The following is a 12618-nucleotide window of genomic DNA, read 5'->3' as shown; positions in this document are numbered from 1 at the left end:
TTTTGTGTCTAGATCTGAACGAAAATGGGATCACATTCGCTTTGCTTTACAAAAAAGGGAAAACAATTCATCAGTTTTCGACGAAATCAAATTTATTCATCAAAGCCTGCCGAATATCAGTGTGAATGATGTTCGGCTAGACCACTCAATTGGCGAACTTTCTTTAAGTTCGCCAATTTTTATCAATGCAATGACAGGTGGTGGCGGTGAAAAAACCTATCAAATTAATAAAGAATTAGCAATTGCTGCAAAAAATACCGGGCTAGCGATGGCTGTTGGTTCACAAATGTCTGCTTTAAAGGATAAGGGTGAGCGATATACGTATGAGGTGGTTCGAAAAGAGAACCCCAAAGGGATTATAGTAGCTAATTTAGGTAGCGAGGCAACAGCGGATCATGCCAAAAGGGCGATCGATATGATTGCGGCCAATGCCCTGCAAATACATTTAAATGTCATACAAGAACTGACCATGCCCGAGGGTGATCGGAATTTTACCAATGCCTTAAAAAGAATTGAGAATCTTGTCAATGCTGTGGATGTTCCTGTCATTGTCAAGGAAGTAGGCTTTGGCATGGCAAAGGAAACAGTTGAGACCCTTTCATCAGTGGGTGTTACTGCCGTAGATGTTGGCGGATCCGGAGGGACTAATTTTGCGGAAATTGAAAATAAACGTCGAGAAAGGACGCTTTCCTTTTTTAATGAATGGGGTATCCCGACGCCCATCTCTATCATCGAGGCAGTATGTGAATCCGAAAATATCTTTGTCATTGGCTCCGGTGGGTTTTTAACAGGACTAGACATTGCAAAGGGGATTGCACTGGGGGCAAATGGGATTGGCATGGCAGGATTCTTCTTGCGGATTCTTGTTGAAAAAGGGCTAGAAGCGTTAGAGAAAGAAATCGAAACACTCCACAATGAATTAGTTTTTATCATGACTTCATTAGGAGCTAAAACCATTTCTGATTTACAAAATGCTCCACTTATTATCTCCGGTGAAACATTCCATTGGTTGAATCAAAGAGGAATCGATACAAAACGATATAGCCAGCGCAGGATAAAATAAAGCTCTCGCATCCGCGAGAGCTTTTTCATTGTCTGTGTTTATCTTTTACCATCATTCAAACCCCGTGCCTCTTCAGGGCCTGATAGCTTGGTCGCACCTGGATAGTGCAACGCCTGATCACGGTCTGACTCCACTCTTCCACTAGCTTTTAACTTTTTTTCTTGGCGGTCTCTTCCCATTCATCCACACCTCCTCTTAATAAGATGATTCACATTGGAAATATTATTCAAAGAAGTATGAAAGTACATAAGGATTACCAATAATGTTGATAATAGGAGGTGAATGGAATGGAAGGCACCATGTTTTATTGGATTTGTTGGTCATTTTGGGTATTCCTTACATTTGTTCAAAATAAGAAAAGTCCATATCGATTAAAACTCTCAGCTATCATTCTCATCTTGCTGTATTTGTCAAATTTTCATTTTAAGGCGGGGAGCTTTGAAATAAGGGCGAGTGGTGTATTTTTATTAATGACATCTTATTTCTTTTTAATCAAGGAAAAACGAGGAGCAATTATCTACTATTTTATTTGTTCATTAATCGTTTCCATCGCCTATGTAACCTTTCATTTATTTGAAATCTTTGATCCTATTTGGATCATTTTTAAGAAGGAATGGATGATGGGAATTGTTTTTGGGTACCTTGCCATCCTTTTGCAAAAAACATTAAAAGGACGATTGCTGATTATCATAATCGGCACCATGCAGGGTGAGTTTTTATATGCATTTATCCTAAATAAGTTTCCCTTTCCATATCCAATTGGAGCATTTGAGTATTTAGATGTTTGTGCCTTACTTGTTGTGTTGCTCGTTGGATGGAGCTTTTTAGAAAATGCAGGAAGTATATTCCAAAGTCATTTTCACTTTTTTGAAAAAGGAAAGCAAAAATCTACCTAAAAAAACTCTTATGAGGTTTCCATTGCGGGAAAGGGTTAACATTGATAAAATAATAAAGTTAGGCCCTTCTAGATGACAGAAGGGTTTCTTTACTTAATAAGAACTTATGGATGATTTGCTAACATAACAATAAATTTTTTTAATATAAGAAAGGATGGCGATCAGAATGGTAAAACCAGTTATTGCCATTGTAGGGCGTCCCAACGTTGGAAAATCAACAATTTTTAATCGAATTGCCGGTGAACGTATTTCCATCGTTGAAGATATTCCTGGGGTAACAAGAGATCGTATTTATAGTTCAGGTGAGTGGTTGACACATGAATTTAATATTATCGATACAGGTGGAATTGATATTGGTGATGAGCCGTTTCTAGAACAAATTCGTCAGCAGGCAGAAGTGGCGATTGATGAGGCAGATGTGATTATTTTCTTAACAAATGGTCGAGAAGGAGTAACTGCCGCAGATGAAGAAGTAGCAAAAATATTATATAAATCGAAAAAGCCGATTGTGTTGGGGGTTAATAAGATCGACAACCCCGAAATGCGCGAACTAATTTATGATTTTTATGCACTTGGTTTTGGTGAACCCATTCCTATTTCTGGTTCTCATGGACTGGGTCTTGGCGATTTATTGGACGAGGCAGCAAAACACTTTCCAAAAAACAAACAATTGGATTATGATGACGATGTGATTAAGTTTTCTTTAATTGGTCGGCCAAATGTCGGAAAGTCATCACTAGTTAATGCTATTTTGGGTGAAGATCGAGTAATCGTCAGCGATATTGCCGGTACAACACGTGATGCCGTCGATTCCCCATATACGTATAATGGTGAAAAATATGTCATCATCGATACCGCAGGAATTAGAAAAAAAGGCAAAGTGTATGAAACAACTGAAAAATATAGTGTTCTCCGTGCGCTGAGAGCGATTGAACGTTCTGATGTTGTTCTTGTGGTTATTAACGCAGAAGAGGGAATCATTGAGCAGGACAAGAAGATTGCCGGTTATGCCCACGAGGCGGGGCGTGCCGTTGTTATCGTGGTCAATAAATGGGATGCGATAGATAAAGATGAGAAGACGATGAAAGAGCTTGAACAAAAGATAAGGGAACATTTCCTATTTCTAAGTTATGCGCCAATCGTGTTTTTATCAGCTAAAACGAAAAAACGAATCCATACCCTGCTGCCAATGATCAATACCGCAAGTGAAAATCACTCTATGCGGGTTGAAACAAGTGTCTTAAATGATGTGATTATGGACGCAATTGCTATGAATCCGACTCCGCAAGATAAAGGGAAACGTTTGAAAATTTACTATGCTACCCAAGTGGCCATCAAACCTCCAACATTTGTGGTCTTTGTCAATGAACCTGAATTAATGCATTTTTCCTATGAGCGCTTTCTAGAGAATCGAATTAGAGACGCCTTTGGATTCGAGGGAACCCCTATCAAAATTTATGCGAGAGAAAGAAAATAAAGATAAGGCGGGTGTATATTTCATGCAGGATAAAAAAGCAGCCATAGCAGTTGTAGGTGCTGGGAGCTGGGGAACAGCGCTGGCAATTGTGCTGGCGGATAATGCACACGAAGTTCGATTATGGAGTCATAATGAAGACCAGGTGAAGGAAATCAATGAATTTCACACGAACAAAAAATATTTACCTGAAATTGCACTTCCGGAATTAATTGTCGGCTTTGCTTCTTTAAGTGATGCTTTTGTAGGAGTGGAAACGGTTATCTTAGCGGTTCCGACAAAGGCTATCCGTGAAGTTCTTGGGAAAATCCGTGCCGTACAAGCAGGCCCTATCACGATCGCCCATGTAAGTAAAGGAATTGAGCCTGATACTCTTTTACGCATCACGGAAATGATTAAGGAAGAAATACCGAAAGAACTCTTAAAAGATGTTGTTGTCCTTTCAGGCCCAAGTCATGCTGAAGAGGTTAGCCTTAGGCATCCAACAACGGTAACAGTCGCTTCTGAAAATATGGAAGCTGCTGTAAAAATTCAAGATTTATTTATCAACCACAATTTTCGGGTATACACGAATTCTGATGTAATCGGAGTTGAAATTGGTGGTGCCTTAAAGAATATCATTGCTTTAGCAGCTGGCATTACGGATGGACTTGGCTATGGTGATAACGCCAAGGCAGCTTTAATGACCCGAGGATTAGCGGAAATAGCCCGTCTTGGGACAAAAATGGGCGCCAATCCACTAACATTTTCCGGATTAACTGGAATAGGTGATTTAATTGTTACCTGTACAAGCGTCCATTCAAGGAACTGGAGAGCCGGTAATTTGCTTGGTAAGGGACAAACACTTGATGAAGTACTTGCTAACATGGGAATGGTTGTTGAGGGAGTCAGAACAACGAAGGCGGCCTATCAATTAGCTGAAAAATATGATGTCAATATGCCCATAACCACTGCACTTTATAATGTTTTATTTAACGGTAAAAATCCGAAGGATGCCGTGGATGTGTTAATGGCTCGTGGCAAAACACATGAGATGGAAGATTTAGTAAATGTTTTGGATGAAAAATATACTGAAGACTAAAAATATGCCTTTTCATGATTAAATTAGGCGTTCTCCTGACGCGCTTTTTATCTTTGCTGCATACAATGCAACGAAGCATCCTGTTAGGATGACGCTGGAGATTGGGTTATTTAGTCTAATGATCTGAAGTAGAGAATTCGCCCCTCTTTACTTCAGTTTTTTTGTTGTGATAATAAACATCGACTTTGAGATTTGTCCTGCTATTTGCGCCCCAACAGCTAGTGACTTCGCACTTCTTGTGCTATAATAGCAGTCGGAAAAGGGGGAATGAAGTTTGTCGCCAGGTATGATAAAAATGTGGATATCGGTTGCTGGTATGGCGCTTATGTTTCTTGCCATTATAACGATTTATTTTAGCAGGTATAAGTTAAGAGGGGTTCTTCGGGTTATCACAGCGATCATTGCATATGTATTTTTGATTGTTGCCGGATTGAGCCTATTGATTGTATTCCTCGGATAACGGGATTAATTACATAGATAAAAGGTGATTTTATGAAAAAAAAATGGCTGGGCTATTTTCTAGTTGTAACCGTTATGCTATTGTCCGGATGTATGTACCCAAAAGAAGATTTAGCACAGAATCAAACCCCTTATAAAGATCAAATCCAAGCAGTCCAAACAGCTGTTGATGATTTTAAAAAGGACAATGATGGCATCCTGCCAATTAAAACAAGGGATGCGAATACACCAATCTTTCAGAAATATCCGATTGAATTTAAAAAGATCGCTCCACAATATATGTCTGAACCGCCGGGAAATGCTTTTGAAAGCGGGGGGGTATTTCAATACGTCCTCGTTGATGTGGAGACGAATCCAACCGTTAAATTATTTGACTTACGGATGACTGATACCATTCGTGATATTAAATTAAGAATAAAATCGAACGGGTTTCCTCCTTATAAAAAACAGATTGCTAAAAATGTATTTTCACTAGATTATAAACAATTAGGGTATGAGAAGCCACCATATGTTGTTAGCCCATATACAAATCAGAACCTCTCATTGGTTGTATCGGGCGACGCTGAAATATACGTGGATTACCGGCCAGATCTTTATCAGGCACTTAAGGACACGAACGCAAATCTGAATCCGGGCGAAGATATTCGTTCCATTTTAGTGGAGGATTCAATGTTTGTTCCGGCATATTCATTGCCTTACACAGTCGATTCAAAAAGCAAAGAGCCTGTATTTTTAGAAGAATAGTCATAACCCTTCTCCACAGAAATATATTGTAGGAGAAGGGTTTTTTTTATGTGGAAAAATAAAATCGTGGTATTGGCCTTTATAGGCTAATATTCGTGACTATGGTTAGAAACCCTCCATAAAATTAAATGTTCAGCGAAATACAGATAAGCATGCACCAGGTGAATTTATGGTAAGGAGGTAAAAATTTTAGAAAAGTGTCATAACTAGATAGGACAACGTCATAAATATATACTGTCCAAAAATACCTAAAATGGATGATATTATCCCACTTTACTCTATGATCGGGAGGGGATCACTTGGAAAAGGTCGATATTTTTAAAGATATTGCCGAAAGAACAGGCGGTGATATTTATTTAGGCGTAGTAGGAGCTGTACGAACAGGAAAATCAACATTTATTAAAAAATTTATGGAGCTTGTTGTTTTACCGAATATACACAGTGAGGCTGAAAGATCCCGTGCACTTGATGAGCTGCCGCAAAGTGCTGCGGGAAAAACAATTATGACAACTGAGCCTAAATTTGTCCCAAATCAGGCGGCCACTGTTCATGTTGATGAAGGCCTGAATGTGAATATCAGACTTGTAGACTGTGTAGGGTATACCGTTCCAGGGGCAAAGGGCTATGAGGATGAAAATGGTCCGAGAATGATCAATACGCCTTGGTATGAAGAGCCGATTCCATTTCATGAAGCCGCTGAAATTGGCACTAGAAAAGTTATCCAAGAACATTCCACCATTGGGGTAGTGGTTACAACCGATGGAACAATTGGTGAAATCCCTAGAAGTAACTATATTGAAGCGGAAGAAAGAGTGATAAATGAGCTGAAGGAAGTTGGTAAGCCATTTATTATGGTTGTGAACAGTGCGCAGCCATACCACCCAAGTACGGAAACACTGAGATCAAGTCTGGCTGAGAAATATGATATCCCTGTAATTGCCATGAGTGTGGAAAGTATGCGTGACAGTGACGTTCTCAACGTTCTCCGTGAGGCATTATACGAGTTCCCAGTGCTTGAAGTTAATGTCAACTTACCAAGCTGGGTTATGGTCCTGCGAGAAAACCATTGGCTCCGTGAAAGCTATCAGGAGGCAGTGAAAGAAACAGTAAAAGATATCAAGAGATTACGAGATGTGGACTATGTTGTCCAACAGTTTAGTGACTTTGAATTTATTGAGCGGGCTGGGTTAGCTGGTATTGAAATGGGCACAGGGGTGGCTGAAATTGATTTAATTGCTCCGGATGAATTATATGATGATATTTTAAAAGAGATCGTAGGGGTAGAAATCAGAGGGAAGGATCATCTGCTGGAACTAATGCAGGATTTTGCTCATGCCAAAGCCGAATATGATCATATTGCGGATGCTTTAAAAATGGTTAAACAAACAGGCTATGGGATTGCTTCACCTACATTAGCTGATATGAGTCTTGAAGAACCGGAAATCATCCGCCAAGGAGCAAGATTTGGAGTGAGACTGAGAGCAGTAGCTCCATCGATTCATATGATTAAAGTCGATGTTGAATCGGAATTTGCCCCAATTATTGGCACAGAAAAACAAAGCGAAGAGCTTGTCCGCTATTTAATGCAGGACTTCGAGGACGATCCACTATCGATTTGGAATTCCGATATCTTTGGGCGCAGTTTAAGTTCCATTGTCCGTGAGGGAATCCAAGCCAAGCTATCCTTGATGCCGGAGAATGCAAGATATAAATTAAAGGAAACATTAGAGAGAATCATAAATGAAGGATCTGGAGGCTTAATAGCCATTATCCTCTAGCTGTCGACTCCCATTAGGAGTCTTTTTTTTGCGATTTTCCCATCAATAGAGTCAAAAATGGTAGAATTTTGTTGAATGAAAGAAAAGATTACCATTATTTCATGAAATCTTCTTGATATGCTTAATTGATTATGATAATCTTTTAACAGAATTACGTTATAGTGCTTGAATCCTTTATTTCATAGGGTTTTCAATAAAAAAGTAGATTTACCTAAGCAAGAGTAGTCATAATGTATTACTTTGGTAATAAAACCGCGCTATGACGTATAGAAATTAGAAAAATTGTTTAGAAATGTAGATAAGTAATCTTATTTACGAATCTTGATAATTTATTTGGGAGGAGGTGAATGGCATGAACAAGACTGAACTTATTAATGCAGTAGCTGAAGCAAGCGAGCTTTCTAAAAAGGACGCTACTAAAGCAGTTGATGCTGTTTTTGATGCGATTTTAGATGCTTTAAAAAATGGTGATAAAGTCCAATTAATCGGTTTTGGTAACTTTGAAGTACGTGAGCGCGCAGCGCGTAAAGGTCGTAACCCTCAAACTGGCGATGAAATTGAAATCGCTGCTAGCAAAGTACCAGCTTTTAAACCAGGTAAAGCGCTTAAAGACGCAGTAAAATAATTACATAATTATTGCTTTAAGCGGCATGCTAAAAGCAAAAAGGTCATGGGAAATTCCATGGCCTTTTTTCTTTTGTGGAAAAGGGGCGGAGCGCCGCAAAAGCGGATCCAAGCTCTGCTCACACCCTTTATTAGGTGACTACGGATCGTTCGCTAATTTTATTTCCATGGTAGGGTTGAGAGTTGATGCTCATGTTAGATTTTTTGCCTGTAAAGATGGGATTATGCTAAGATGTAGTTGTTGTCTATACTTGATTGATATCCATAGGAGGAATTTAGTATGCCAGAAGTGAACCGTGCCCAAATCGAAGATGCGGTACGTTTAATATTAGAGGCAATCGGTGAAAACCCAAATCGAGAGGGATTGCTAGATACACCAAAAAGAGTGGCAAAAATGTATGAAGAAGTGTTCAGCGGATTAAATGAGGATCCAAAACAGCATTTTGAAACTATTTTTAGCGAAGACCATGAAGAGCTAGTGTTAGTAAAAGATATTCCATTTTATTCGATGTGTGAACACCATCTCGTCCCATTCTTCGGAAAAGCGCATGTCGCTTATATTCCACGAAATGGGCGTGTCACTGGTTTAAGTAAATTAGCAAGGGCAGTAGAGGCAGTTGCCAAAAGGCCACAACTACAAGAACGGATTACCTCGACCATAGCAAACAGCATGATGGAGAAATTAGAACCGCATGGGGTTATGGTCGTAGTCGAAGCAGAGCATATGTGCATGACGATGCGCGGTGTAAAAAAACCTGGCTCGAAAACAATAACTACAGCTGTTCGTGGCGTTCTTGCAGATGATGCCATCGCCCGCTCTGAAGTACTCTCCTTAATTAAATAATAGTAACGGCAATTTCTAATATATTTGGGGTGATTAGAATGGAAAAGCGCAATCAGCAAAATAATGATTACATTGTCATAAAAGCTATCGAGGATGGTGTCAATGTTATTGGATTAACACGAGGAACAGATACGAAATTTCATCATTCAGAAAAGCTTGATAAAGGAGAAGTTCTTATCGCTCAATTTACTGAGCATACTTCAGCAATTAAAATTAGGGGAAATGCAAAAATTTTGACACAGCTTGGTGAACTTGAAAGTGAAATGAAGAAATAAGAATCGTATCTTTACCAAATTGGTCATAATTCAATGAAGCATTGAGATGATTATTTTGTGAAATCCTGCCCATATGATGCCTTTTATGTTATAATGATGTCTGCCTTATAGGAGCCAGATGTTTATTTTTTCTTCATTATGGGCACGAGTTTTTCCTTTAAATAGAAAATTAAGTACATAAATATTTTACTTCGGGGAAGCAAGGGTGATTAGCGTGCAGGATATTCGACAAAAATATACAATTATCAGGGAGCAGATTGAAAAAAGGGCCTATGACTCATATTTGCTCGCATATATTGAAACTCCAATTATTGATGAAGATAAGCTCCTTATCCTCATCTCCATAATGGACCGACTCGAATTGTCCTTTAGCAAAATCAAGAACTATGCATTGTCAACGATGTTAATACAAATTGCCCTTGATACCCATGAACATATTTCCAATGCATCAAAGGATGAAAAAAGTCGTCAATTAACTGTTCTTGCCGGGGATTATTTCAGTGGTTTGTATTATAAACTGCTTGCTGAATCGGAAGATATCATGATGATTAAATCCCTTTCAAAAGGGGTCAAAGAGGTCAATGAAAATAAGATTTTTATTTACCATAATAAACTTGAGGGAATAGAAAGATTGATGACAAGCATTATGCGGATTGAAAGTTCATTGCTAACAAAGCTCTCTGATTATTTCAAGGTAGATTTTTGTAATGATTTTCTTGCTCATTTATTTTTGTTTAAACGGTTACTGCATGAAAAAAAGCAATATTTTCAATCGGAAAGATCCGTTTTATTTGAATCATTGAAGATCATGAGCTTCCCTGGTAATGAAGCAAGGCTGGAAGAATTGTCAAGTGGACAGCGGAATCACCTAGTACAGGTTTGCGACCACTATTTGGAACTTTCGAAACAAGTGATTGAAAAGGGATTAAAACAGCTCCCTTATTTAAATGACCTGCTTGAAAATAGGGTTTCGTTACTGTTGAAGCAATTTCAGCCAAATGCAAAATCTTTTGTGGAAGAAGGGTAAATCATGCAGCAATCGAAAGAACAACGCGTTCATAATGTGTTTGAAAAGATATCTGATAACTACGATAAAATGAACTCGGTTATTAGTTTTCAGCAGCACATTAAGTGGCGAAAAGACACCATGAAAAGAATGAATGTTAAGCCTGGTTCAAAAGCTCTTGATGTTTGTTGCGGAACGGCCGATTGGACCATTGCCTTGGCTGAGGCAGTTGGCACTAATGGGGAAGTAACAGGTTTAGACTTTAGTCAAAATATGTTAAATGTAGGGATTGAGAAGGTTAAAGGACTTGGGCTGAAACAGGTTCATTTAATCCATGGTAACGCAATGGAACTTCCTTTCCCTGATAACAGTTTTGATTATGTAACGATTGGTTTTGGGTTAAGGAATGTTCCGGATTACATGCAGGTATTGAAAGAAATGCATCGCGTGGTTAAACCGGGAGGAATTGCTGTTTGTCTTGAAACGTCACAGCCTACTTTAGTCGGATATAAGCAGCTTTATTATTTTTACTTCCGCTATATTATGCCGTTATTTGGAAAGTTGTTAGCGAAAAGCTTTCGGGAATATGCGTGGCTCCATGAATCCGCACGCGATTTTCCAGGAATGAAGGAGCTTGCCAAAATGTTTGAGCAAGCTGGCTTTAAAGACGTAAAATTCAAGAGTTATAGTGGCGGTGCGGCGGCTGTGCATATCGGCAAAAAAAATTAATTCTTTATAGTTGAAGACAGGATGAAAAGCTGGGTGAATACGTATGAAATTAAAAATGATGTATTCATTTTTGAATTCGGATATTAACATAATCGAAAAAGAACTGGAAGAGACAATACAAACTGAGTCTATTCTTTTGAAACAGGCTTCAATGCATACCTTACAAGCCGGAGGAAAAAGAATTCGTCCTGTTTTTGTTTTACTTGCAGGTAAATTTGGCCAATATGATATACATGTAATGAAAAATGTTGCTGTGGCTCTTGAACTCATTCATATGGCGTCCCTTGTCCATGATGATGTTATTGATGATGCGGATCTCCGCAGAGGCCAGCCAACAGTCAAATCAAAATGGGATAATAAAATTGCGATGTATACCGGCGACTTTGTTTTTGCCCTTGCGTTAGAATTAATGACAAATATCGATAAACCTGCTGCCCATAAAATACTGGCAAACACCATTGTTGAAGTAACAGTAGGGGAAATTCAGCAGATTAAAGACAAATACCGATTTAATCAAAACCTTCGGGATTATCTTCGTCGTATTAAAAGGAAAACAGCTTTGTTAATTGCAGTAAGCTGCCAATTAGGGGCAATTGCTTCGGGGGTAGAAGAAGTCTTTCATAAGCGGCTATTCCGTTTTGGTTATTATGTGGGAATGTCTTATCAAATCATCGATGATATTTTAGATTTTACTTCAACTGAGAAGGCATTAGGAAAGCCCGCGGGCAGTGATCTTTTGCAAGGGAATATTACGGCACCGGCTCTTTTCGCAATGGAAACGGACGAGATTAAGAGGGAAATTGAAAAAGTAAATGAGAATATGACCCCCAAGGAAATTTCTACTATTATTTCTCTTATCAAACAATCTGGTGCCATCGAGAAATCATTTGCTTTAAGTGATCAGTATTTAAATAAAGCGTTGGCTATATTAGAAGAACTGCCAGAAAATAAAGCAAAAAAAACACTGCAGGATATTGCGAAATATATTGGCAGGCGGAAATTCTAGATATATCCTAGAATTAAAAAAAGAGCCTAAACATTACCATGTTGCTAAATATTCAAAAAAGTGATAACATTTTCCATGGATTGTTCTCTGAAGATACAATCAATATACATAATCAATTAGGAGTGGAATTCATGGAAAAAACTTTTTTAATGGTCAAGCCAGATGGAGTACAGCGGAATCTTATTGGAGAAATCGTTGCACGTTTTGAAAGAAAGGGCTTTCAATTAGTTGGGGCTAAATTAATGAGCATTCCAACTGAGCTTGCTGAAGAACATTATGGTGAGCATAAGGAACGTCCATTCTTTGGAGAATTAGTAGATTTCATTACTTCCGGCCCAGTTTTCGCTATGGTATGGCAAGGAGAGAATGTAATTGCTACCGCTCGTCAAATGATGGGAGCAACGAATCCAAAGGATGCAGCACCTGGAACTATTCGTGGAGACTTTGGTCTAACAGTCGGTAAGAATGTGATTCATGGTTCTGATTCACCTGCTAGTGCAGAGCGTGAAATTGGTTTGTTTTTTAAAGATACTGGGGTAGTCGAGTACTCTAAGGTAGTCAACGAATGGATTTATTAATCTAACATGTAAAAGGCACTTGTATTTAACGATACAAGTGCCTTTTTTGTAATCGTATTCA

At 38.7% G+C, this 12618-nt stretch carries 15 protein-coding genes; 14 read left to right on the top strand and 1 reads right to left on the bottom strand.

What is annotated here, in order from left to right:
- Positions 1 to 4 precede the first annotated feature (4 nt).
- Entirely contained in the window at positions 5 to 1063 is a 1059-nt protein-coding gene (gene fni / locus RCG19_RS01470; protein ID WP_308109412.1) for a type 2 isopentenyl-diphosphate Delta-isomerase, read from the top strand.
- 38 nt (positions 1064 to 1101) lie between these two features.
- Here fni and RCG19_RS01465 read toward each other — a convergent pair whose 3' ends face one another.
- The gene (locus tag RCG19_RS01465) at positions 1102 to 1242 is read right to left on the bottom strand and encodes a YpzI family protein (RefSeq protein ID WP_308109411.1); all 141 of its coding nucleotides are present in this window, start codon (positions 1240 to 1242) and stop codon (positions 1102 to 1104) included.
- 108 nt (positions 1243 to 1350) lie between these two features.
- On the opposite strand from RCG19_RS01465, the gene RCG19_RS01460 reads away from it, so the two are divergent.
- The 13 genes from RCG19_RS01460 (at position 1351) to ndk (ending at position 12557) form a co-directional block, all read left to right on the top strand.
- Positions 1351 to 1959, top strand: coding sequence for a YphA family membrane protein (locus RCG19_RS01460; RefSeq protein ID WP_308109410.1), 609 nt, complete (start codon positions 1351 to 1353; stop codon positions 1957 to 1959).
- A gap of 166 nt (positions 1960 to 2125) precedes the next feature.
- A complete protein-coding gene (gene der / locus RCG19_RS01455; protein ID WP_308109409.1) occupies positions 2126 to 3436 on the top strand; it encodes a ribosome biogenesis GTPase Der in 1311 nt (436 codons plus the stop codon).
- 22 nt (positions 3437 to 3458) lie between these two features.
- Positions 3459 to 4514: an NAD(P)H-dependent glycerol-3-phosphate dehydrogenase gene (locus RCG19_RS01450; RefSeq protein WP_308109408.1), complete on the top strand. Its 1056-nt coding sequence runs from the start codon at positions 3459 to 3461 to the stop codon at positions 4512 to 4514.
- A gap of 274 nt (positions 4515 to 4788) precedes the next feature.
- Complete coding sequence (locus tag RCG19_RS01445) at positions 4789 to 4974, top strand: DUF2768 domain-containing protein (RefSeq protein ID WP_166241076.1); 186 nt, start codon at positions 4789 to 4791, stop codon at positions 4972 to 4974.
- A 32-nt stretch (positions 4975 to 5006) separates the two neighbouring features.
- Positions 5007 to 5717, top strand: a complete 711-nt coding sequence (locus RCG19_RS01440) for a hypothetical protein (RefSeq protein ID WP_166241078.1) — start codon at positions 5007 to 5009, stop codon at positions 5715 to 5717.
- Positions 5718 to 6016: 299 nt separating this feature from the next.
- A complete protein-coding gene (gene spoIVA, locus RCG19_RS01435) occupies positions 6017 to 7495 on the top strand; it encodes a stage IV sporulation protein A (RefSeq protein WP_166241079.1) in 1479 nt (492 codons plus the stop codon).
- Between the two features lie 352 nt (positions 7496 to 7847).
- On the top strand, positions 7848 to 8120 hold the full coding sequence (locus tag RCG19_RS01430; RefSeq protein WP_007084878.1) for an HU family DNA-binding protein: 273 nt from the start codon (positions 7848 to 7850) through the stop codon (positions 8118 to 8120).
- Between the two features lie 279 nt (positions 8121 to 8399).
- Positions 8400 to 8963 (top strand): GTP cyclohydrolase I FolE, encoded by a 564-nt coding sequence (gene folE / locus RCG19_RS01425; protein ID WP_308109407.1) that lies wholly within the window; start codon positions 8400 to 8402, stop codon positions 8961 to 8963.
- 38 nt (positions 8964 to 9001) lie between these two features.
- The gene (gene mtrB, locus RCG19_RS01420) at positions 9002 to 9238 is read left to right on the top strand and encodes a trp RNA-binding attenuation protein MtrB (protein ID WP_308109406.1); all 237 of its coding nucleotides are present in this window, start codon (positions 9002 to 9004) and stop codon (positions 9236 to 9238) included.
- Between the two features lie 214 nt (positions 9239 to 9452).
- A complete protein-coding gene (locus RCG19_RS01415) occupies positions 9453 to 10265 on the top strand; it encodes a heptaprenyl diphosphate synthase component 1 (RefSeq protein WP_308109405.1) in 813 nt (270 codons plus the stop codon).
- Positions 10266 to 10268: 3 nt separating this feature from the next.
- Entirely contained in the window at positions 10269 to 10973 is a 705-nt protein-coding gene (locus tag RCG19_RS01410) for a demethylmenaquinone methyltransferase (RefSeq protein ID WP_166241085.1), read from the top strand.
- Between the two features lie 43 nt (positions 10974 to 11016).
- Positions 11017 to 11979 (top strand): heptaprenyl diphosphate synthase component II, encoded by a 963-nt coding sequence (hepT, locus tag RCG19_RS01405; RefSeq protein ID WP_308109404.1) that lies wholly within the window; start codon positions 11017 to 11019, stop codon positions 11977 to 11979.
- Positions 11980 to 12110: 131 nt separating this feature from the next.
- Positions 12111 to 12557: a nucleoside-diphosphate kinase gene (gene ndk, locus RCG19_RS01400; protein ID WP_308109403.1), complete on the top strand. Its 447-nt coding sequence runs from the start codon at positions 12111 to 12113 to the stop codon at positions 12555 to 12557.
- The last annotated feature ends 61 nt before the right edge of the window (positions 12558 to 12618 follow it).

Source organism: Neobacillus sp. OS1-2 (genome assembly GCF_030915505.1).
GTDB lineage: Bacteria > Bacillota > Bacilli > Bacillales > Cytobacillaceae > Neobacillus.
This window is presented reverse-complemented; position numbering and strand designations above follow the sequence as displayed.

Bases quoted from the DNA above. Each gene is read 5' to 3' on its own strand.
- RCG19_RS01465 (WP_308109411.1), bottom strand. From the start codon at position 1,242: ATGGGAAGAGACCGCCAAGAAAAAAAGTTAAAAGCTAGTGGAAGAGTG.
- RCG19_RS01460 (WP_308109410.1), top strand. From the start codon at position 1,351: ATGGAAGGCACCATGTTTTATTGGATTTGTTGGTCATTTTGGGTATTC.
- der (WP_308109409.1), top strand. From the start codon at position 2,126: ATGGTAAAACCAGTTATTGCCATTGTAGGGCGTCCCAACGTTGGAAAA.
- RCG19_RS01450 (WP_308109408.1), top strand. From the start codon at position 3,459: ATGCAGGATAAAAAAGCAGCCATAGCAGTTGTAGGTGCTGGGAGCTGG.
- RCG19_RS01440 (WP_166241078.1), top strand. From the start codon at position 5,007: ATGAAAAAAAAATGGCTGGGCTATTTTCTAGTTGTAACCGTTATGCTA.
- RCG19_RS01430 (WP_007084878.1), top strand. From the start codon at position 7,848: ATGAACAAGACTGAACTTATTAATGCAGTAGCTGAAGCAAGCGAGCTT.
- folE (WP_308109407.1), top strand. From the start codon at position 8,400: ATGCCAGAAGTGAACCGTGCCCAAATCGAAGATGCGGTACGTTTAATA.
- mtrB (WP_308109406.1), top strand. From the start codon at position 9,002: ATGGAAAAGCGCAATCAGCAAAATAATGATTACATTGTCATAAAAGCT.
- RCG19_RS01410 (WP_166241085.1), top strand. From the start codon at position 10,269: ATGCAGCAATCGAAAGAACAACGCGTTCATAATGTGTTTGAAAAGATA.
- hepT (WP_308109404.1), top strand. From the start codon at position 11,017: ATGAAATTAAAAATGATGTATTCATTTTTGAATTCGGATATTAACATA.
- ndk (WP_308109403.1), top strand. From the start codon at position 12,111: ATGGAAAAAACTTTTTTAATGGTCAAGCCAGATGGAGTACAGCGGAAT.